The following is a 21,712-nucleotide window of genomic DNA, read 5'->3' as shown; positions in this document are numbered from 1 at the left end:
CATGCAGGATCTCCGAAGCTTCCTGAACGCCAATAAAATCCACGCGGTCTGCCTTCTGAAAATTTTACAGGATCCCTCGCAGGATCCCGTCCTCCGGAAGCATGCTGCACTTCTGAATTTTCTGGAGGAGGATCTTCCGGAACATGCTGCCCGGACACTTTTAAAGTATCGTACCTTTCCTCCTGGAAAAAAGGAGGAGCAGAAGCGGCTTTTTCTGGAACTGGGACTTCTTATTCAGGACTATCTGGAAAAAAACGGCATTACCGCAGAATTCCTGCAGGAACTTGCCGCTCCTGAAGACCGGATCACCAACGCCGCCTCCGGCAGCGAAAAGCGTTCCGGTATCCGCACCACCGCAGGCCGGGTATTTGCAAGAGCAGGCTCGGAAGTAAAATTCCGGAACACGGCATTTGGCGATCTTGCCGGAATACCGTTTTTTCCGAAATCGCAGGAATTTGCCCGGGAGGTGGCGGATTTTTCCCGGATCGTGGTGGTGGAAAACCAGGCGGTGTTCTTCGATTTCGAAAGGCTGACTGTACTTTCCGGGGATCCGGAAACGCTCGAAATCGCGGCCGAATACCCGCATACACTATTCGTACAGAGGAACATGCCTCCCGGCAGCCGTTTTACCGCCAGCGAATACTGCAACGAGATCATGACTGTTCTTTTCCGGCGTTTCCCGGAAATCCCGGTAGTCATGGCCGGAGATCCCGATCCGGGAGGAATTGACTGGATGAAAGGACTTTACGGCAGACTGTCCGCAGCGGGAGAAAACGGAGTCTCACCGCAAGGCGGGATTCTGCTTCCGGAAATGACGCCTGAAGACTGGGAGCATCTCCGTAAAAACGGCAAGGACCTGGGAGCAGGAGACCGGATATTCAGGGATTTTGAAAGATACTCCCGGGGAAACCCTGCCAGCGCAGTCACGAAGCTCCTGAAAACCCAGTTTACCCTCGGAAAAACCATTACCGAGGAATACCTGCGCGCCCGGAAAATCCCCCTCAGGCTTTATCCCTGGAGGGAACTCCGCGACTGACGCCTGCCGCTCCCGGCATTCTGGTTACCCGTAATGCCGGGCCAGCATATCCAGCACCTTTTTCAGCGGAGCCGTTACCAGAGTTCTGCCGCGGATCATCCTGGCCAGAGGCGGCGAAATCCGGTAATAGCAGCGAATCAGAATTCTGCCATACCAGCGGGGCTCAAGAACCTCGTTTCTGAACCTTCTTATGGCAATAACCTCCGGAGCACGGGAATCGCCATAGACGGCAGTGGCAATAAAGCAGGCTGTAAATTTTCTGACCATTCCGCCGCAGTACGGACAGTAGGAACGGTACGGCGCACCGTTCTGAGTAACCATCCGGGGCACCATCTTTCTCTGACAATGCGGGCAGATCATCCGGTAGTCGGTCTCGGAACGCTTTCCAGAGGACGCACCTGGAGCAGAATTTCCGGTAATCACAATATCCTGAGCTTTGGGCTTGCGGCCCTTTCCGGAAACAGGAACGGCAGTGAATTCGGCGATCTGGCCGGTACGCGGCGGGCCGTCGAACACCTTGAGCCCGTGAACGTTGAAGTAGTATTCCTGGCCGTCCTCTCCCTGAATAAAGCCGTAGCCGTCGGCTTCCTTGTAAAACTTAATCTTTCCCTTCATGACGGAAATCCTTCTGAACCGCTAAAGAGCCGCCATTTTATCAGAATTGCGGGTATACGGCCGATTTCAGCATCGTTAAATCCGCTGATCCATTTCCATGGCCGGAATCTTGTCAGGGCAGCGGCCCGCCTCCCGGCCCGGAACCCCCACCACGGTGGAATGCGGCGCTACCGGTTTTACCACTACGCTGCCGGCTCCGATTTTGGAGCAGTCTCCGATGGTAATATTGCCAAGAATGCTGGAACCGGCTCCAAGAAGTACTCCGCTGCCTACCTTGGGGTGGCGATCCCCCAGATCATGTCCGGTACCGCCAAGAGTCACATTGTGCAGGAAGGAAACGTTATCCCCCACCACAGCGGTTTCACCGATGACAATGCCCGTGGCATGATCAAACATTATCCCCCGGCCAATGCGGGCTGCAGGATGAATGTCCACCGCAAACTTCAGCGAAATCAGATTCTGTAAAAAGCAGGCCATTTCCGTACGCCCGTTATCCCAGAGCCAGTGCGCCACCCGATAGCTCTGAATGGCATGATAGCCCTTGAGGTAAAGCAGGGGCGTGGAATAGTAGACTACCGCCGGATCCCGATCCCGGACCGCCTTGAGATCAATGGCTCCGGATTCCACTATGGCGGGATCGCCGGCATAGGCTTCGTCGCAGATTTCCCTGATGACCACCGCCGGCATTACCGGAGACTCCAGCCTGTTCGCAATCTGAAACCCCAGGGCGTCCTGGAATCTTTTCTGATTCAGAATGCCCTGAAGAAAATAGCTTCCCAGCATCGGCTCCTTGGCCATCATGCTTCTGGCTTCTTCACGGATAATCTGCCAGATTTCATCGATTATCATAAATATCTTTCCTGTCTGTTACTATTTGTCATCTTTCCCGTTTTTCGCTCCCTTCAGGGTTATTCATAAAGGGACTCTTGGGGAGATCATCCCGAACCGGTTCCATATGCAGCGTGATATCGGCGTCAGGATAAACCCTGAGAACATTGGCCTCAGCGGCATCGGCAGCATTATGAGCCGTTTCCAGACTGACGCTGCGGGCAATTTCCACATGCGCCTGAATAAAGATCCGGGGACCTGCCGCCCGGGTTCTCAGATCATGAATGCCTCTGATCTCAGGGACATCCAGAAGAAGATCATATATGGCGCTCACGTCCTTTGGAGGAAGCCCGCTGTCCAGAAGGGACGCCAGGGATTTTTTGCCAATGGAGATTCCGCCGTAGATAATATAAAGCGACAGAATAACCGCAAAAAAACCGTCAGCCTGCAAAAAGCCGAAATACGAAAACACCAGCGAAACCAGAACTCCGGCGTTAAACAGGATGTCGCTGGCATAATGCAGCCGATCCGCCTGAATGGCAGTGCTGGAGGTTTTTCTGATGACATAGCTCTGATAGCACACCAGCACGACGGAAATTGCCATGGCGAAAACCGTAACCCAGATGCCGGCATCCAGACTGGCCAGAGGCCGGGGACTGGCGATGCTGATACAGCCGTTTATAAGCAGAAAAACTGAAGAACCGATAATAAAGGCGCTCTGCACCAGTCCGGCCAGTGCCTCCGCCTTCCAGTGCCCGTAGCGATGCTCCTCGTCCGCAGGATACACCGCATAGCGAAGTGCCATCAGATTAACCACCGAGGCCATGACATCCATCAGGGAATCAGTAAGCGAAGCCATCATGGAAGCGGAATTGGTCAGTACCAGAGCCAGCAGCTTGGCAGCAATCAGAATACCCGCCACGCATACCGAGGCGAAACCGGCAAAAACCACGTGCCGGGCATAATCCCTGGTTCGTCTGGCGGATTCCTGATTTTCCGAATTATCCGAATTGTTCATAAACTGTCCTTTGTCCCGGAAAAATCGTTCCCCGGCCGGATCTCCGATCCCCGAAAATTCTGTAAATCAGCGGACTGCCTTTAAAGTACACTGTTCCTGGGCATTGTAGCACAAAGAATATTTTCCAAAATCCTGACCTGCATTAAAAAATGCAAAGAACGGATAACGCATTTTTTAGGTGGATCGCACTGCCGCTCTCCGGGATTTTATAAAATATAACGACAGTCATTTGGCATGTCAGGGGGCTCTTATGAATACACTGCTTCTGCTGAGATATCTGTGGTATTTGCCGGTAAGGATATTCGCCTCCTGCAACCCGAGACCGCTAAACCCCCGGGAAGGCCTGAAGCTTGATGCCGACACTCCTGTAGTCTACGTCATGCAGTCTGATTCCATAAGCAACCTGCTTACCCTGGAGAAGCTTACCAGAACCAGCAGACTGCCAAATCCCTTTGTACCGGTAACCAGTCTCGGGGATCCCCTGACCCGCACTGTTTTTATGAAAAAAGTGCCGTTTATCGGAGGAAAAGCCCGGGATTACGGATACCAGAAGGTCTTCCGGCAATGGATTGACTACTGCCAGGAATATCATACTGATATCCAGATCGTTCCGGTAACAATTTTCTGGAGCAGAAATCCCGGACACGAGGGAGAACCGTACCGGGATACCATTAATCAGCCCTATTCCAAACTGAAAAAATTTTTCAGAATCATGTTTTTCGGGTATGACAATCTGACTGTGCTTTCCGGCCCCATACGCATTTCCAGCATTCTGGAGCACCGGAGCGGCACTGATGAAGATGCCACCGAAAGCATCGCCCGGGCCTGCCGGCTTCATTTTGAAAGACGGCACAACGAAATAGTGGGCCCGAAATGCCTGAACCGGGATCACCTCATTCAGGATCTGCTTAACTCCGACTATGTAAAAAGCGCCATCAGAGCCCGGGCCGACAAGACAAGGAGAAACTATTCCGAAATCGAGGCGGAGGCGTACGGCATGCTCAACGAGATGGCAGCCGACTATTCCTACCACACCACAAGGTTTTTCGCAGCGCTCCTGCACCCTCTGTGGAGCAAGTTCTATCACGGAATAAACGTATTTGGCGCAGACCGGGTACGGGAGCTTATCAGCTCGGGACATGAAATCGTGTATATCCCCTGCCATCGCAGTCATATGGACTACCTGCTTCTGGCATATGTTCTTTTCAGCGAGGGGCTGGTAATGCCCCACGTGGCAGCGGGAAACAATCTGAACTTCTTTCCCATAAACCGGTTTCTCCGGCAGTGCGGTGCTTTTTTCATCCGCCGGAAATTCAAGGGGGATGAACTCTATACCGCCGTATTCCGGCAGTATCTCTATACCCTGTTCAACCGGGGCTACAGCGCCGAATTCTACATTGAGGGCGGCCGCTCCCGCACCGGAAGAACCCTGCCCCCCCGCACCGGAATCGTGGCCATGGCGGTACAGGCCCAGCTTTCCGGCATTGAACGGCCGATTTCCTTCGTTCCGATTTATCTCGGCTATGAAAAGGTTCTGGAGGTCAGTTCCTACATGAAGGAGCTTAACGGCGCCAAAAAGGCCAAGGAAAGCCCCTGGCAGCTTCTGAACTTCTATAAAAGGCTCAGATACTACGGACGGGGCTATGTAAGCTTCGGAGAGCCGATTGTTCTCACGACATTTCTGAGAGAAACCGTTCCCGACTGGAGAAAATACATCACTCCGGGGGAATTCTCCCGCCCCGCCTGGCTGTTTGACACCGTAAACGCCCTGTCGGACGAAATTGTAATGCGCCTTAACAGCTCCGCCACCACCAACGGACTCAATCTTTCCGCTCTGGCGCTACTATCAGTAAGAGAACACCGGCTCCCTCTTGCCAGTCTCCAGAACATCATAAACTTTTATATTTTTATCCTTAAAAGCTCCCACAGTATCTCGGAAAGCGCCCTGCCCCGGATACCGGGACAGGTACTGCTCCAGCAGGCGCTGGAGCTCAAGCCGTTCAGCATCGAGGAGATCAACGGAGAAAAATGGGCCGTGCCCTCCAAGAAGCAGATCATCTACCTCAGCTACTTCAGGAACAATATCCTGCACTTCTTCGTTCTGCCAGCACTGATAGCCACCATCGTCGCGGTACACCGGCATCTGTCCATGGCGGACATTGTGCTTCATACCAGAAACGTGTTCTATTTTCTCAGGCACGAGCTTTTTGCACCGGTAAGGGAGCATGTGCTGGATCAGACCATAAGGGCATATGTGAAGGCCTTCCAGCTGGCAGAATACTTCTCCATCGTGGACAAGAGTCTTTATCAGGTGAATCCGGATCCCGGCAAGCGCGCCCTCCTGGACATTCTCAGCAATTCCATCCACGACAACCTGATGCGCTACGTTATCGGGGTGGAAGCTGTCAAACGCTCCCAGAACGGCACCTGCGATCAGAATAAGTTTATTGAAAGCTGCGTCCGTCTGTGTCACCGGCTGCCGGAGGAGATAACCAACAATTCTCCGGAATTTTCAGACCCGATAACCTTCAGGGTAATGAGCGAAACCTTTGTCCGGCATCGTTATGTATACGTATCCGAAATTGACGGCACCTACACCAAAAATCCGGTAAAGCTGCAAAAGCTCATAAATGCTGCCGGACCGCTTCTCCCCGAAGAGATCCGGAAGAGTCTGGATAACGTATAATGAAAAATATCCCGTAAATAGCAAACGGGAGCTTTCCCGTAACAGAGAGGATTTATGAAAGGATTTCTGAAAACCGCCAGCGTACTTGCGACTGCTCTTAGTCTCGCCCTGGCAGTGCTTCCCGCCAGGGCGTCGGACGGCGGATCCGACTCGCAGATCTCAGGACCGGTAACCGGCTACTATGAAATAAAGGGGGCCATCACCACTAATCTGAGCTCCACGGGAAACAAGCTCAATTACGTTTCAGTGAACATCACCATTTCTCTCACCGATTCCCGCGACTACGAGCTTATTCAGAAGCATGAGCCCATGATAAAGGATACCATCACCGATGTGCTGGGGGCAGAAAAATATGACCGGATTTCGGAACCCGGAAGCAGAAATACCACCCTCGCCAAAGTGCGCGAAGCTGTGATCCGGGTTATGGATGACTGCGTCGGAAGACGTATAGTCAAAGATGTGATGTTCACCGATTTCAAGTGGCAGTAGCACCACAGAGACGGCCGCAGCATAAAAATCCGGCATTCCTGCCCTCTTCCGGACTCCGGTAATCCGGAGTTTTCTTTGCTCAAAAAATTAGTGTATCCCCTGCTGTTTGGAATATAATACCGGAATGTGTTCCTAATATTAGATGTTTCAGGGGTATTTTCATGACCGGTGAACTTGATTCTGACCGTCCGGCAAATTTTATCACTCAGATTATCGACGAAGATCTGGCTCAGCAGAAATATCAGGTTATAAAAACCCGCTTTCCTCCGGAGCCCAACGGCTATCTGCACATCGGGCATGCTAAATCCATCTGTCTCAACTTCGGCATTGCCGAAAGCTACCGGGGCACCTGCAATCTCCGCTTTGACGACACCAATCCCGTCAAGGAGGATACCGAGTATGTCGACTCCATCAAAAGGGATGTTAACTGGCTGGGATTCCAGTGGGACGGAGAGCCCCGCTACTCTTCTGATTATTTCGAAAAGCTGCACGGCTACGCCAGAGAACTGATTGAGAAGGGACTGGCCTATGTGGACGAGCTCAGTCCGGATGAAATCAGGGAATATCGCGGCACCCTTACCGAACCTGGCAAAAACAGTCCGTACCGGGAACGCACCCCGGAAGAAAACCTGGCTCTGTTCGAAAAGATGAAAAACGGGGAGATTGCCGAAGGAAAGGCCTGTCTCCGGGCTAAAATCGATATGAGTTCCCCCTTTATGTGCATGAGAGATCCGGTAATCTACAGAATCCGCTTTGCCGATCATCACCGTACCGGGAACAAGTGGTGTATTTATCCGATGTACGACTTCACCCACTGCATCTCGGACGCCATCGAGGGTATTACCCACTCCATCTGCACTCTGGAATTCCAGGACAACCGCCGGCTTTATGACTGGGTTCTGGAGCATATCACCATTGAACACCATCCGCACCAGTATGAATTCAGCCGTCTTAATCTGGAATATTCCATCACTTCCAAAAGAAAGCTTAATCTTCTGGTGAAGGAAGGAATTGTCGATGGCTGGGACGATCCCCGCATGACTACCATCTCCGGTCTCAGAAGACGCGGCTATACTCCGGCTTCCATCAGAGAATTCTGCCGCCGCATCGGCGTAACCAAGCAGGAAAACACCGTGGAGATGGGAGCTCTGGAATCCTGCATTCGGGAAGATCTCAACGAGAACGCCGAAAGAAGAATGGCCGTACTGGATCCTCTGGAGCTCGTAATTGACAACTACCCGGAGGGAAAGGAGGAAACGGTTACCGCCATGAACCATCCTCTGAAGGAGGAGCTCGGCACCAGAGAACTGCCTTTCGGAAAGCGGGTTTTCATCGAGCGCGAGGATTTCCGGGAGGAAGCCAATAAAAAATTCAAGCGTCTTGTGCTGGGGAAGGAAGTCCGCCTGAGATATGCCTACATTGTCCGGGCTGACAGCTGCGAAAAGGACGAGGCCGGAAATATCATCAGGGTTCACTGTACCTATATTCCGGAATCTCTGGGTACCGAAATTCCGGATCACAAGCCCAAGGGGGTAATTCACTGGGTCAGTGCCGAACGTCATGTTAAGGCTGAAGTCCGTCTCTACCAGAGACTTTTCCTGGTGCCGAATCCCGGAGCCCAGGAAGATTTTCTGGCTACCATCAATCCGGATTCTCTGAAAATTGTAAAGGACGCCGTGCTTGAAGAATCTCTGGCAAATGCCGTCCCCGGTCAATCATTCCAGTTTGAACGTACCGGCTATTTCTGTCCTGACAGCAGATATTCCGGTGATTCCGCAAAGGTATTTAATCTGACAGTGGCTCTTAAGGAAGATTCCCAGAAGGCACAGTCTTAATTTGTAAGGAAGTTTTATGAGCGAAGATTTATACGAAAACGATACCGAAGCTGCCGATGAGGTGGCCGACGACGGTCAGTTTGACAATGATTTTGAGGTCGAACTCAGCAGAAGAGCTCCCAAAGGCGATGTTTTTCAGCAGATTTTCCCCAGAACCAGACACTGGCTTCACGAAGGTGTTCGCCCAGAAGAAATTCTGCGGGAAGACAAGGATGATCTGGTCTTCTCATTCATAAAGAGAATGAAGGATCCCGACTATCCGGCCTCAGAGGGAGTGCGTTACATCAGATTCCGCAGCACGCTGGCCATTTCGGATCTGGAAATTGAAATGACCTTTACTCATATAGAGCTATACTACCAGGATGCCGACGGCAATCTCAGCCCGGCTATTCCGGTAAGAGACGGCGCCGACGAGTGCCGTGATATCCAGAAGGTTTTTGAAAAGGTAGTGGATAACCTTGCCAGCTATCTGGGCAAAGTTATTAACAGATAAACATTAACGGGATGCTGGTATTTTTTATTTACCAAACCATTTGAATAGGGATTTTCTTATGTTTTTCAAAAGATTGTTACTGACACTGGCCGGTGTTGCCCTTTCCGCAGGCGCTTCCGCAGCAGTCAGCTCCGACATTTCCGGATTCATTTCCAGTTCTGGACTGAACTCCCGTCAGGAGCGTGCCGTTACCCAGTATGCCGAGAGTCTGGACAAGATTGCAAACATTGATCTGCAGAGCCAGGAATCCGTGATTTCTGTAAACAAGGAGTTCATGAACGCCCAGCAGTGCCTGGCTCAGGTTTACAGCATTGATCAGAAACCTCACATGATGCGGGTGAGCCGCCAGGTTTACGAAAAGACCTTCAATACCGCAGAGCTGGTTACCAAATACCGCCAGTTCCTGGGACAGGCACTTCAGGAAGGTGAAAAGGCCCTTCCTTCTGCCAAGGCTCGTGCCTGCAAATAATCTCTGCTGCTGAGCTTCTGGCATGCCGGCAGCAGAGGGAAATCCTGCTCTGCATGCTGCCGGCATCGTCCTCGCCGAAAGGTTTTTCCGGGGGCTCCGGAGTACCCGGTATCAACTGTCCCGTCAACCGGGATTTTCGTCTCTCCCGGCGGCTTCCGCCGGATATCTGTCTGTCCTTTCAGACCCGGGTATAACCTTCTGGCAATGCCTTACAGACAGCAGACATCCCTGCTATGTCTCTCCCGAGATAAATCATAGTTGACAGAATGCTGTTTGATTTTCAGAATATGCAGAGTTAATTACAAAGGAATCCATACGCTATGCCTAACAAAAGGAACGTTGCCGGCCTGCTGATGCTGTCCGGAATGATGGTCGCTGCCGGCCTTATGTCCGGCTGCCGTTCCAGTTATGTTAACAATGACATCAGACAGGCCAACAACAAATTCGGATACCTGGACTCCGTCCCGGTGGAACGTCAGCTGGTTCAGCCGGAGGGAACAACTCCTATCAGCTATTCCAAAAAATTCGATCTTCCGGCGATGCAGTTTGATGATGTTCGTTCCGCTCTGGTGGGCAAGGCCGTGGATGTGCGTCCGCCGCAAAAGCTGATTCCTCTGAACAGCAATGTGGCCGTGGGACAGGACGGCGATATTGCCTATGTCTGGTTTTATCCCGATGAAGACGGCAACGAAATAAGCTCAAATGATCTTCTGGTTACTCTCTTCAGAATGTTCACCAGATCCGCCATCAGCGTGGATACCATCGACGCCATGAACAGTCTCATTCAGACCGACTGGTACGATGCCACAGAATTCGCCACCCCCTACAGTCCCGATGCCATGGAAAAGGGCTTCCTCATCTACCGGCAGCGCTATGCCTTCGGTCTCAGAAAAAATACCGAAGGAGCTCCCGGAGTCTCCATACAGCTCACTGACAATATAATCGAACAAACCGACGGCACCGAGCTCAAGGCCGGTCTGAACCGCTTCGAGCCCTCCAGATTTACCGCTCTCATGGCCAACAGACTGATGTGGTCCTACAACCTGGATATGAAGAAGAAGCACAGCGGCAGTGAAAGCGCCTATGTGGCCATAGCTCTCGGGCGGGACAACAACGATCTGCCATGCTGGCTGGTGGATGCCGGATTCGATGATACCTACAAGGCTCTCGTGGATCTCCTCAAGGCATACGAAATAACTATCAAGGAGTACTCTTCAACTTCCGGGGAAGTTACCATCAAGTACAGCGAACCGGATCCGGAATTCTGGGAATCCCAGGGCGTGGAATCCTGGGGACTTGAATCCGGAAAGTACACCTTCAAGCTGGGAGTGTTCCAGGGCAAGACATCAATCACCATGTACGACGAAAAGAACAAGCCGGTAAATACCTCGGTTACCGCCAAGATGTACAGCGGATTCGCCTCGTCATTGAACGTGCAGTTTTATTTGAACCGCACTGCAGGAAAGTGATACCGCTCACTTATTTTGTGGTACAATGCGGAACATTGACCAATACCTCATTTCGAGTAATTTTCGGGAGTTTTTTCAAATGGTTGAAAAGAAAGAAGAGCTTTATCGTGGTAAGGCAAAAACTGTTTATGCTACTAACGATCCAAAGCGTTTAATCATCACTTTCAGAGATGATACCTCTGCATTCGACGGCCTTAAGATCGAGCAGCTCGCCCGTAAAGGTAAGACCAACAACAAGTTCAATTACTTCATTATGAAGAAGCTTGAAGAAGCTGGTGTTCCTACCCAGATTGAAGAACTTCTCAACGACAACGAAATTCTGGTAAAGAAGCTCGAAATGGTTCCTGTAGAGTGCGTTGTTCGCAATGTAACCGCCGGTTCCATCTGCAAGCGTCTGGGCGTACAGCAGGGTCTGGAGCTCAAGGTTCCTACCTTTGAATTCTTTCTGAAGAATGATGCTCTCCACGATCCGATGGTTAATGATTCTCATATCATCTCCTTTGGCTGGGGCACTCAGGAACAGATTGATGAGATGAAGGCTCTCAGCCTCAAGATCAACGATGTTCTCAAGAAGCTTTTTGACGATGCCGGACTGATTCTTGTTGACTACAAGCTTGAATTCGGGCTCTATGACGGCAAGCTGGTTCTCGGAGACGAATTCTCTCCTGACGGTTGCCGCCTCTGGGACAAGAACACCAAGGAATCTCTGGACAAGGATCGTTTCCGCAAGGATCTTGGCGGTGTTATTGAAGCATACGAAGAGGTTGCCCGTCGTATCGGCTGCCCTCTTGATTAATCACGGCGTTGTGGTATAATCCACTGCCGTACAGGAAACCGCCTGATTATGGCGGTTTCTTTTGTCCGTTACTCCACTTTTATATCAAAACGCCACTTTAGCTCAGTCGGTAGAGCAGCTGTTTCGTAAACAGTTGGTCGCAGGTTCGATTCCTGTAAGTGGCACCACTGTATTTTTTCAAAAACCTCAAATTCTTGACCTTTAAGCCTCTACCCTCCAAAATTACCCCCTGTTTTTGTGATTTTGCCCCCGTTTTTTGCCAAATTTTGGGTTTTTCTGAGGTCTGAAATTGGGGTCTAAAAAATTTTGTAAGCAGAGGTTAACAATGATAAAAAAGGGGATCTGCAGCAAAAAATTGCAGAGGGAGAAAATGTCAGAATCACTGATATTAATGGCCTGAGTCTGATAATCAAGGGAACTAAGAAAGGCACCACGTATTCATACGTGCACAGGACTACGCTGGACGGGAAGCGAATAGACAGGACGATATTGAAGAAGCCCGGAAAATTGCCCTTGACCGTTACACCAAGGCAAAATCCAGACTGCATCCCGAAGGAATATCCGAATGCGACCTTACTTTATCACATGCGGTCAGCGATTATCAAGCCCTCCAGAAGCAGAAAAAGATTGCTCCGGCTACCGAAAAGAAGCTTAATCTGATAGTCGGCAAGTACCTGAAGCCGCATTTTGATTATCCGCTGTCCAAAATTAAAACACGGACGGTATGCGACCTTATTCTGAAGCCGGTCATTGATAACGGGAACTGGGAGACGGTTTCCTACCTGAAACGCCTTCTTCAGAAAGTTATGCAGCTTGCTAGGGCAAAATACCCCGAGTGGAATCTGGACGGACTCTTTGAGATTGACATGCTGATCCAGAAGCCTGCCGGGACATCTCAGCATCATCCGGCCATGACGGACGGAGATTCGGCCTCCAACATCAGAAGCCTGTATGACGTGTTCCGGTGCATCTCCCAGATGTCTTCAAGATGTCTTCAAGATGTCTCTGCGAACTCTCCCTGCACCTTCTCCTGAGACCTTCCGAGATTGTGGAGCTTCAGGTGACCGATGTGAATATGCAGTCCCGGATTCTGACCGTGCAGAAGACCAAGACAATCCGGGACGGTTCCGGCTTCCGTGTGCCGCTCTCGGATCAGGCGGTGAAGCTGCTTAACATAGCCATCAGCGCCAAGAAGAACCCGAAGAATCCGTATCTCTTCGAGAGCCGGCAGCAGCTTGCCGGGCACATGAGTCATGAAACAGTGAACACTACCCTGAAGCGGCACGGATTCAAGGGCATTCAGACCGCTCACGGATTCCGGGCAATCGGCCGCACCTGGATGGAGAGTCAGAATGTGAAATTCGAGGTGGCCGAGATGTGTCTCAGCCACAAGACGGGAAACAGCACAGTGAATGCCTACCGGAGAACTGACTATCTGGAAGAGCGGAAGACTGTGATGCAGCAATGGAGCGATTTCATAACGGCAAGCTCTCAGGGAATGAGTCTGGCATAACCTCGCAAAACCATGTAAAAACCTCGCAAAATCTGCCGGTATTTCCGGCAGATTGGAATTATGCCTTACGTTAGAGATAATTGAAATTAACAGAAAGTGAATTAGCCTATTGACTAATTCGATATGACTTGTTACAATGACATTTGTTAACCGATTGGCTAATTGAATAAATGATAGACTTTTAGATGGTGGTGGTCAATTGCGGATAACTTATGCAAGCAAAAAGGTTGAACGATACTTTGAAGATTATGGGGAGATGAAGAAAAAAATCCCCGCCGACTGGGCACGAACCATAAAAAAACATATAGATCGCCTAAAAGCGGCTGACAAATTTGAAGATTTCCTGAAATTGAATCTCGGTCATCCCGAACCATTAAAAGGAAAAAAAGATGTCGGGAAGTACTCTGTTCGTATTACGGGAAATGTCAGGCTGATAATAAAGCCTAACGAAAAAGGCGATACTGTAATGATCTGTGAAGAAATTGAAATAGAAGGAGTGGTCGATTATCATGGCGGAAAAGAATCGTGGTATATCCCCTGATCTGCTGATCCATCCCGGTGAGACAATTTCTGATCTGTTGGAGGCACGCAACATCGCACAGAAGGAGCTGGCTCAGAGAGCTGGTGTATCTGAAGCGTTTTTGAGTGACGTTATCCATGGTAAGAAGGACATCTCTAAAGGGCTTGCAATGGGGCTTGAGTATGCCTTGGGATTACCAAGGTCTTTCTGGCTTAACCTGCAGGCAAACTATGATGCAGAGCTCTTAAGCCTTCAGGAAGAAGATAGTATTCAGGAGGAAGAAAAAGCGGTTCTGACTTCCATCCATGAAGTGATTGATTATCTGAAGAAAAGATCCGTCATTTCAGACAAGCTGACTCAGGAACAGATGATTATCGGATTGAGGAAGTTATTTCAGGTAAGTAGACTGACAGGGCTTCGGACACTTGCGCCGTCAGGCGCATTCAGGATGTCAGATAAGGCTGCGATTAATCAGGATGTTCTTGGAGCCTGGCTTTGCCTGTGCAAGATACAGGGATCAGGACAGCAAGTTGATACTAGCTTTGATCCGGATCGTGCGGATGAACTTGTTTCCGCAATCAGGCGGATTATGCTGACAAACAGAGGCGATCTCCAGAAAGTTTTGAAAGAACTCTTTGCAAAATATGGAATTTATTTCAGCATTGTCCGCAATTTTCGAGGAGCGCCAGTTCATGGCTATATAGCCAGGAATGAAGATGGGACGTACCAAATGGTTCTGACATTAAGAGGTGCTTTTGCCGACATCTTCTGGTTCTCCCTTTTCCACGAGCTGGGACATATAATTAATGGCGACATTTCAAAACCGGGAAGTTTTATTGACACTGACTGCATAAAGGATGAGAAAAAAGAGGCTGCGGCAGATGACTTTGCCAGTCGATCGCTTCTTGACCCGGCAAGTTACGAGCGTTTTCTGGATCAAGGAACATTTTCCATTCCGGCCATTAAGGAATATGCGCAAACGCAGAGCGTTCCGCTTTACGTCGTAATCGGAAGATTGCAGAAAGAAAAAGTTATTCCGTGGACGTGGTATCATAGGTATAAAACCAGGTACAAATGGGCAGAGTCATAAAGTGGATCAGACTCTTTAACCTTCAAAAAAGCTGTTAAAGAACAGGGGATCAAAGAAAGCTCCGAAAGAGGTATTGGCATCTATTTTGACAACGCGGGCGAAAGGATGCGCAGCACATGGGACGAAATAAAAAAACGAGCAAAAATCCGCCCCGGAGAGGCAGTAAATTAATGGGAGTCACACGGCATTAAAAAAGGAGCTTAAAAGTCATGGCAAATGTTTTTGACACGGCAAAATACATTTTAGAGCAGTCTGAATCAGGCTTTATGTCCACAATGAAGCTGCAGAAACTGTGCTATTACTCTCAGGCGTGGTCGCTTGTCTGGGATGATGCTCCGTTATTTGATGAAGATTTTCAGGCATGGGCAAACGGCCCTGTATGTCCCGAATTGTTTTTTAAAACAAAAGGAAAGTTTTCGGTAAATGCCAGCGATGAGACCAGAGGAATTGGCGATCTCTCTGATAATCAAAAAGATACCATTGACAAAGTTTTGGAATATTACGGAAAACACGATGCTCAATGGCTCAGTCAGCTGACTCATATGGAGGATCCGTGGATTAAAGCAAGAGCCGGAGTTCCAGCTGGCGCAGAATGCTCCAATATAATCCACCAAGGAAGAGAGAGGGATGCGGTGCAAAACCTTGACTTTTAATAATAGCTCCCACAAAACAGCCTTTGCAAAGAAATCACATAACAGAGCTCTTAATAAGCGGGCTGTCAGGTAAAGAACACAAAAGACAAATTCTGGCAGCGCCTCCTTAGCATTCAATGACAGAGAAAAATCAGGAAGTGAAACAGAGTCTGACAGGATTTTATTAGTTCCTGTTAAATTCTTGCATGCAATAACCTTAACTAACGAGTTATACCATGGATACCCACATTAGGATTGATAAAGGGGATCTGAAACTGCTTCTCGAAAAAAGACGGGACAGCATCGTTCACTCCGCATCAGGGAAAGTGATCGCCGCTGATATTTTGGCTTTGCTTTCGCTGTGTACTGCTTCTTTTCAGCTTTTTGTAGCTGATAGCATAATCTTCGGAGCATTAATGGTTTTCGCCGGAAGCATCTGGATTGCAATAACTCTGTCAAATTACATCTACCGCAAAAAGAACGCTTTAAGTCACGAACAGCTTTTTAAAGAGATTGAAGGGATCGGGAATAATGAACACCCCTTCAATCTAATGATTATCCAGAACAAAACAACAAATATAATTCTGACTGTCTATGATAAACGGTGGGATATGTGGCTTCTGCCTTATGAGAAGGCTTCCTCTTCCGAAGGAGGATCCAATGCCGACAAAACTGAAACAGCCCTGGTCAGAGAATATCTCAATGCCGTTTTAGGAATTAATAACGAAGACGCGGCCCAATGCAAATTATCCTTCTCTGAGCATACCCGCAAGTACTCGGTATCAGACAATGTTTTCAAGGTCTACTACCACCGCTTTTTCAAAGTTGCAACCAGCTGTCTGCCGGAAACTGAGGAGTTTGAAATCTGCGGAACACGTTACCGCTGGTGGTATTTTGCCGATCTGGAGATTGACCCGAAAACACAGCAGAATAATTCCGAAATCATAGCGACCGTAAAAAGAGAGGTGCTGTCCCTGTAGGCAGAAATATTTCCGGCGTAGCCCGCTGTTACAGGAACAATTGGCGGAGACGGTCTCCAAGTCTTTCTCTTGATGAAAACTCCGGCAGATAATATAATTTCAGAAATACCGGGGCTTTCCGGAGATTTTCCGTAGCAGCCTGAAGATTCGGAACCGGAGTGCAGATTCAGTTACCCGCTGGTTCACTCTTCTGTTTTCGGTAATGCTTTCAGGCAGATATCGCTTTTTTCGGGAACAGGAATCCTGTCCTGCCGCCGGACGGAGCCTGACTGGAATATATAACGCGCCGGTCTGCCGGTACCGATTGCAGATCCCTGGCGCCTTACCGGCTGCGGTGATGATTTTTACTAAAGAGAGTACAACATAATATGAGCTTTGAATCAGAAAAGTCCTTCAGCGACTTTACCAACTTTCCCCGCGGAATCCGCAGAAGCGGACGCTTTTCTGTAAAGGAATCTGAGCTTCTTGAAGAATTCGGTACCGCCATGATGGAAATCTACAAGGGCGAAAGAAAACCCAAGGACAGTGTCGAAAAGGAATTTCTGGCCCAGATCCGCAGCAGCAACATTCCAACGGATCTTTATGCCAAGGTATTCAAGAAGTACCTGAAGGAAATCAGCCCGCGGAAGACTCATGATCTTACAGCATCCGGCGGAGATGAGGATGGTGAGGGATCCTACGATTCCGGAGATGATTCCATCGAATAGTATCTGAGTAAGTGACGTTTTTTGAAAAGGGAGACTGCCGCCGTGCGTCTCCTTTTTTATTTTCTATGTTTTGCGGCACCAAGACCACCACCCTCTCAGAAGATGACATCTCCGGAAAATCCATTTTATTAATGGCAAAAGGGGCAAAAATTCTGACACTGATCTCAAATTATCTTACAATAGGCAGAACCTGAAAGGCTTAGGTCTTTCTTGCGGAGTTGTCCTTATTTTTTCCCTCATTTTTAAGGAACATGAACATGAGAGTTAACAATGACAGCCTGGTGGAGGCATTCAGACACAGTGCCCCGTATCTCAAGCATCACAGAGGTGCCACCACAGTGGTTCTTCTTCCGGGATCGGTTCTGGCCAGCCCCCAGATCGATAACATTATCAGTGATCTTGCCCTGATTCAAAGTCTTGGCATGAAGCTGGTACTGGTTTTCGGAGCCAAGGAGCAGATCGACGAGGAACTGGCCAGGGAAAAAATCGAGACCCGCTTCCATAAGCGCATCCGCATTACTGATGACAGAACCTTCGCTGTTATCAAAAAGGTCTGCGGCATCATGTCAATTGATCTTACCACCAAGCTTTCCATGGGGCTTATCAACACCCCAATGCAGGGAAGCCGGCTCAATGTAGTTTCCGGAAACTACGTAACCGCCAGACCTCTCGGCGTTGTTGACGGCATCGACTATATGCACAGCGGTATGGTCAGACGGGTTGACGGGGAAAATATCAGGAGAGAGCTTGATAACAATTCCGTAGTACTCATTGCCCCGGTGGGATATTCCATTGCCGGTGAAACCTTCTGCATCAACAGTGAGCAGATCGCCGCTTCTGTTGCCGTGGCCATAAAAGCCAACAAGCTTATCACCTACTGCTCTGACGAAGAGCTTATCAGAGACCGGAATGGCGATGTAATTGCCGAAATGTTCCCCAGCGATGCCGAAAAGTATCTTGAACAAATTGATCCGGAAACCCATAATTCCACCTGCCGCTACCTCAGCGCTGCCATTGAATCCAGCAAGGAAGGCGTGGAACGCTGCCATCTGGTATCCTACGAACAGAACGGCGCCCTGATCCAGGAGCTCTTTACCAGAGACGGTATCGGTACTCAGATCGTCCGGGAAAGCGCCGAAACCGTCTGCCGAGCCACCATCAACGACATTCCCTCCCTTATGGAACTCATCAGACCGCTGGAGGAACAGGGAATTCTGGTACACCGCAGCCGGGAAAAGCTGGAAATGGATATCGATCACTATGTCATTATCAAACGCGACGGCATGGTTATCGCTTCAGCAGCCATTTACTGCTATCCCGAGGAAAAGAAGGCCGAACTGGCCTGCGTGGCCATAAACCCGAACTACCGGGGATCAAACCGCGGCATTGTGCTTATAAACAAAATTGAGGAGCTGGCCCGGGAACAGGGAATGGAATACCTCTTCGTTCTCACCACCAGATCCGCTCACTTCTTCCTGGAGAAGGGCTTTGTCTCCGGCAGCATCGAGGATCTGCCAAAGGAAAAGCAGGATCATTACAACTACAAGAGAATGTCCAAGATCTTCTTCAGAAAAATCAATTACTGATAGGTTCACGCCTGAAAGGGAGCCAAGTGCTCCCTTTTTTTGCGGACTCCGGGCATTAAGCCCGCCCCGCAGCGCAAGCCCTCTTTTGAAGCGGCAGTTCACACACAAATTCCCGTAAACCCCCACAAAATCAGACACACTGCCACATCTTCAAAATCTTTAAATTGTGAACTATATCAGGTATTGACAAAAACCCCCTAAAAAGGTATTTTGCTAACCAATTCTTACTTGAACCAGAAGAGGCGCTTTTCTTAGGTATCCGGCATCCCGGGAATTCCAGTTCGGCCGGAGAGGGAATGAAAAGCCGAGGCGGCAGCACCGCTGGAACACGGTGCGGCTGTCGGCCATGAAGGCTGAATCCTTCAGGCTGTCACACTAAGGTGAAGGGCTTCTGGCGGATATCAGTATTCCCCGCCTCCAAATCTTTTTCCTTAGGTAACTCAAACAAAACACTTATCAGGAGATTTAAATGAATCAGGTTTGCGTTGCCAAATTCGGCGGCACCAGTGTTGCCAACTATGCAGCCATGTGCAACTGTGTCAAAATTGTTACCTCCAATCTGGACACCAAACTGGTGGTATTAAGCGCCAGTGCCGGCATCACCAATCTTCTTGTTGAACTTGCCTCCGGAACTCTCGACGAGGCCAGCATTGAAGAAAGAATGGGAAAGATCTGCAATATTGAGTTCTCTATTCTTGACGATCTCGGCCGCCCAGCCGAAATCACTGCGGAAATCGAAAAGCTCATCCACGAAATCCGTGATCTGGCCAAGCACGCTATCATCGAGCATGACGACGCTCTCACCGACCGCATTGTTTCCTACGGCGAAATCATGTCCACCAAGATCTTTACCGAGGTTCTCAAGTCCAAGGGCTACAACGCCAAGTGGTTCGACGTGCGTTCCGTAATGCGCACCAACAACCAGTTCGGCAAGGCCACCCCGATCATCGAGGTGCTCAGCAATACCGCAAAGGAACTCCTGACTCCGCTTCTTGATGATTACATTGTGGTAACCCAGGGCTTCATCGGCTCTAACGCCATCGGTCAGACCACTACCCTGGGCCGCGGCGGCTCCGACTATTCCGCCGCTCTTCTGGGCGAGGCCATCGGCAACTGCAAGGCCATTCAGATCTGGACTGACGTACCCGGCATTTACACCACCGATCCCCGTCTGGTAAAGGAAGCACACGTGATTCCGGAAATCACCTTCTCCGAGGCTGCAGAAATGGCAACCTTCGGGGCCAAGGTTCTGCACCCGGCCACCATCTTCCCGGCCGTACGCCGCAATATCCCGGTATTTGTAGGTTCCTCCAAGGATCCGGAATCCGGCGGTACCTGGGTAAGATCCCAGACCAACACCAAGCCGACCTTCAGAGCGGTAGCCCTCAGAAGAGATCAGATTCTCCTGACTCTGAAGAGCCCGAACATGATTGGAGCCTGCGGCTTTCTGGCAAACATTTTCAGCATCTTCGCCAAGTACGGCATTTCCGTTGACCTGATTACCACTTCAGAGGTAAGTGTGGCCATTACCCTTGACCATACCGGCTCTCAGTCCAGCGGACAGTCAGTTCTCAGCGACAGACTTCTGGCAGAGCTTAAGAGCATCTGCAGTGTAAGAGTTACCGAGGGCCTGGCTCTCATCGCTCTTATCGGAAACGGCATGAGCCAGGTTTCCGGAACCGGTGCTGCTGTATTCTCCTCCATCATGAATGTCAACATCCGGATGATCTGCTACGGTGCCAGCTCTCACAACCTCTGCTTCCTGGTTGACCAGTCTCAGGCAGAACAGGCTATTGCCGAGCTGCATCACCACCTTCTGGAAGGCAATCCTCAGAACATCAGATAAACCGCCCGGCGGCATTATCTGAGATTATAAAGAACGGGAGACATCTCCCGTTTTTTTATTTCAGATCTCCCTTTCCCGTAGGGGCTTAACGATTCTCTGTTGCCGTTTTTTTTCAGTCAGCACCTGTGCTTCCTTCATTCTGAAATAAGAAAAACACAAAAGGGCGAGGAAATATCCCCGCCCCTGATTTATCCGGCACTGTTCCGCCGTCTTTTAGGCAACGCCTCAGTTATCGGAATTGATTTTTGCAAAAAGCTTCAGGAATTCCAGGTACATCCATACCAGGGTCATCAGAAGTCCCATAGCATAGGCCATTTCGTATTCCTTGCCTACCCGGCCGTGACTGTTGGCAATATTGTCAAAATCCCAGATCAGGAAGAGAGAGGCCACTGCGCAGATCAGAGTCTGAACACCATAGCTGAGCAGGGAATGATTCTCAACCTGAATGGTCTCAATGCCACTGCCCCCGCAAAGATGCATCACGAGATTGATGATGTATGTCAGGATAATGGCAATGCCAGCCATCATCAGGAACTTCTTCAGGAAGGGAGTTGCTGCTATCAGGCCGGTGGAGAAGGCAATAAACATGGACAGAGCAGTCACCACTGTGGCACTGAGAGCCGCAAAACCGACACCAGGATACCTGGATTCAAACACTGCAGTAACCCCGCCCAGGAAAATACCTTCGGCAATGCTGTATATGGGAGCTACCACCTTGGCTGATTTCGGAAAGAAGGTTCCTACCAGTCCCAGCACGGCACCGACAATCAGAGCCATCGTGGTAATCCCGTACAGCCCCCCGCCGGAACCGCCGTTTACTATCATATCGGCAACCATGCCCTCAGCTTTAAAGTACATCATAAAGCCGGTTATAAGGCACAGAGCAATAAGCATTACGGCCTTTTTGGCAGTTCCCTCAAGAGTCATAAGCTGGCCGGAGGTTCCTGCCAGAACTTCGGAATTTCTCTCCAGAGAGGATACCACTGGATTCGAATAGTTGTAACTCATGTTTTTATCCCTTAAATAAATCAAGGCTGACTGCAATCAGCTTAAAAAAAACTCCGTATGCAATATACCATATTTAGAAAGCATTTAACGGATTCC

At 49.7% G+C, this 21,712-nt stretch carries 21 protein-coding genes, 1 tRNA gene and 1 riboswitch; of the genes, 18 read left to right on the top strand and 4 right to left on the bottom strand.

The window, feature by feature from the left end; all coding sequences use genetic code 11:
• The first annotated feature begins 1 nt into the window (after position 1).
• Positions 2–1,036 (top strand): hypothetical protein, encoded by a 1,035-nt coding sequence (locus F557_RS0114935; protein WP_019003026.1) that lies wholly within the window; start codon positions 2–4, stop codon positions 1,034–1,036.
• 24 nt (positions 1,037–1,060) lie between these two features.
• On the opposite strand, the gene F557_RS0114930 is transcribed toward F557_RS0114935, so the two are convergent.
• The 3 genes from F557_RS0114930 to F557_RS20345 all read right to left on the bottom strand — a co-directional run bounded on the left by F557_RS0114930 (position 1,061) and on the right by F557_RS20345 (position 3,497).
• Entirely contained in the window at positions 1,061–1,651 is a 591-nt protein-coding gene (locus tag F557_RS0114930; RefSeq protein ID WP_019003025.1) for a CFI-box-CTERM domain-containing protein, read from the bottom strand.
• A gap of 75 nt (positions 1,652–1,726) precedes the next feature.
• Positions 1,727–2,500, bottom strand: a complete 774-nt coding sequence (cysE, locus tag F557_RS0114925; protein ID WP_019003024.1) for a serine O-acetyltransferase — start codon at positions 2,498–2,500, stop codon at positions 1,727–1,729.
• A gap of 28 nt (positions 2,501–2,528) precedes the next feature.
• Complete coding sequence (locus tag F557_RS20345) at positions 2,529–3,497, bottom strand: cation diffusion facilitator family transporter (RefSeq protein ID WP_019003023.1); 969 nt, start codon at positions 3,495–3,497, stop codon at positions 2,529–2,531.
• 250 nt (positions 3,498–3,747) lie between these two features.
• On the opposite strand from F557_RS20345, the gene plsB reads away from it, so the two are divergent.
• The 17 genes from plsB to lysC all read left to right on the top strand — a co-directional run bounded on the left by plsB (position 3,748) and on the right by lysC (position 20,608).
• Positions 3,748–6,183, top strand: a complete 2,436-nt coding sequence (gene plsB / locus F557_RS0114910) for a glycerol-3-phosphate 1-O-acyltransferase PlsB (protein WP_019003022.1) — start codon at positions 3,748–3,750, stop codon at positions 6,181–6,183.
• A gap of 54 nt (positions 6,184–6,237) precedes the next feature.
• Positions 6,238–6,672 carry a flagellar basal body-associated FliL family protein gene (locus F557_RS0114905; protein WP_019003021.1) on the top strand — a complete coding sequence of 145 codons (435 nt, stop codon included), beginning with the start codon at positions 6,238–6,240 and terminating at the stop codon, positions 6,670–6,672.
• 161 nt (positions 6,673–6,833) lie between these two features.
• Complete coding sequence (gene glnS / locus F557_RS0114900; protein WP_019003020.1) at positions 6,834–8,507, top strand: glutamine--tRNA ligase; 1,674 nt, start codon at positions 6,834–6,836, stop codon at positions 8,505–8,507.
• Between the two features lie 16 nt (positions 8,508–8,523).
• Positions 8,524–9,000: a hypothetical protein gene (locus tag F557_RS0114895; RefSeq protein ID WP_019003019.1), complete on the top strand. Its 477-nt coding sequence runs from the start codon at positions 8,524–8,526 to the stop codon at positions 8,998–9,000.
• Between the two features lie 58 nt (positions 9,001–9,058).
• Positions 9,059–9,469, top strand: coding sequence for a hypothetical protein (locus tag F557_RS0114890; RefSeq protein ID WP_019003018.1), 411 nt, complete (start codon positions 9,059–9,061; stop codon positions 9,467–9,469).
• A gap of 320 nt (positions 9,470–9,789) precedes the next feature.
• Entirely contained in the window at positions 9,790–10,938 is a 1,149-nt protein-coding gene (gene bamC, locus F557_RS0114880) for an outer membrane protein assembly factor BamC (RefSeq protein ID WP_019003016.1), read from the top strand.
• A 79-nt stretch (positions 10,939–11,017) separates the two neighbouring features.
• Positions 11,018–11,734, top strand: a complete 717-nt coding sequence (gene purC / locus F557_RS0114875; protein ID WP_044143697.1) for a phosphoribosylaminoimidazolesuccinocarboxamide synthase — start codon at positions 11,018–11,020, stop codon at positions 11,732–11,734.
• Between the two features lie 91 nt (positions 11,735–11,825).
• Positions 11,826–11,901: transfer RNA gene (locus F557_RS0114870), tRNA-Thr, on the top strand.
• 639 nt (positions 11,902–12,540) lie between these two features.
• On the top strand, positions 12,541–12,768 hold the full coding sequence (locus F557_RS22785; RefSeq protein ID WP_169335215.1) for a hypothetical protein: 228 nt from the start codon (positions 12,541–12,543) through the stop codon (positions 12,766–12,768).
• Positions 12,723–13,247, top strand: a complete 525-nt coding sequence (locus F557_RS20340; RefSeq protein ID WP_019003013.1) for a tyrosine-type recombinase/integrase — start codon at positions 12,723–12,725, stop codon at positions 13,245–13,247. The genes F557_RS22785 and F557_RS20340 overlap by 46 nt, the downstream gene beginning before the upstream one ends.
• 199 nt (positions 13,248–13,446) lie before the next feature.
• Positions 13,447–13,788: a type II toxin-antitoxin system RelE/ParE family toxin gene (locus F557_RS0114855; protein ID WP_026297946.1), complete on the top strand. Its 342-nt coding sequence runs from the start codon at positions 13,447–13,449 to the stop codon at positions 13,786–13,788.
• Positions 13,757–14,857, top strand: coding sequence for a HigA family addiction module antitoxin (locus F557_RS0114850; protein WP_019003011.1), 1,101 nt, complete (start codon positions 13,757–13,759; stop codon positions 14,855–14,857). The genes F557_RS0114855 and F557_RS0114850 overlap by 32 nt, the downstream gene beginning before the upstream one ends.
• Before the next feature lie 209 nt (positions 14,858–15,066).
• Positions 15,067–15,510: a Panacea domain-containing protein gene (locus F557_RS0114845; RefSeq protein ID WP_019003010.1), complete on the top strand. Its 444-nt coding sequence runs from the start codon at positions 15,067–15,069 to the stop codon at positions 15,508–15,510.
• A gap of 215 nt (positions 15,511–15,725) precedes the next feature.
• A complete protein-coding gene (locus tag F557_RS0114840; protein ID WP_019003009.1) occupies positions 15,726–16,469 on the top strand; it encodes a hypothetical protein in 744 nt (247 codons plus the stop codon).
• A gap of 368 nt (positions 16,470–16,837) precedes the next feature.
• A complete protein-coding gene (locus tag F557_RS0114835; RefSeq protein ID WP_019003008.1) occupies positions 16,838–17,176 on the top strand; it encodes a MaoP family protein in 339 nt (112 codons plus the stop codon).
• A 257-nt stretch (positions 17,177–17,433) separates the two neighbouring features.
• Positions 17,434–18,762: an amino-acid N-acetyltransferase gene (gene argA, locus F557_RS0114825; RefSeq protein WP_019003006.1), complete on the top strand. Its 1,329-nt coding sequence runs from the start codon at positions 17,434–17,436 to the stop codon at positions 18,760–18,762.
• Between the two features lie 229 nt (positions 18,763–18,991).
• Positions 18,992–19,161, top strand: a riboswitch (Lysine riboswitch).
• A 70-nt stretch (positions 19,162–19,231) separates the two neighbouring features.
• Positions 19,232–20,608: a lysine-sensitive aspartokinase 3 gene (gene lysC, locus F557_RS0114815; RefSeq protein ID WP_019003004.1), complete on the top strand. Its 1,377-nt coding sequence runs from the start codon at positions 19,232–19,234 to the stop codon at positions 20,606–20,608.
• 225 nt (positions 20,609–20,833) lie between these two features.
• On the opposite strand, the gene F557_RS20335 is transcribed toward lysC, so the two are convergent.
• Positions 20,834–21,616, bottom strand: coding sequence for a Bax inhibitor-1/YccA family protein (locus tag F557_RS20335; RefSeq protein ID WP_019003003.1), 783 nt, complete (start codon positions 21,614–21,616; stop codon positions 20,834–20,836).
• Positions 21,617–21,712: the final 96 nt, after the last annotated feature.

Origin of the sequence: Succinimonas amylolytica DSM 2873, from assembly GCF_000378405.1 — a bacterium.
Classification (GTDB): domain Bacteria; phylum Pseudomonadota; class Gammaproteobacteria; order Enterobacterales; family Succinivibrionaceae; genus Succinimonas; species Succinimonas amylolytica.
The sequence above is the reverse complement of the archived record's forward strand: the minus strand, read 5'-3'. Positions and strand labels throughout refer to the sequence as shown.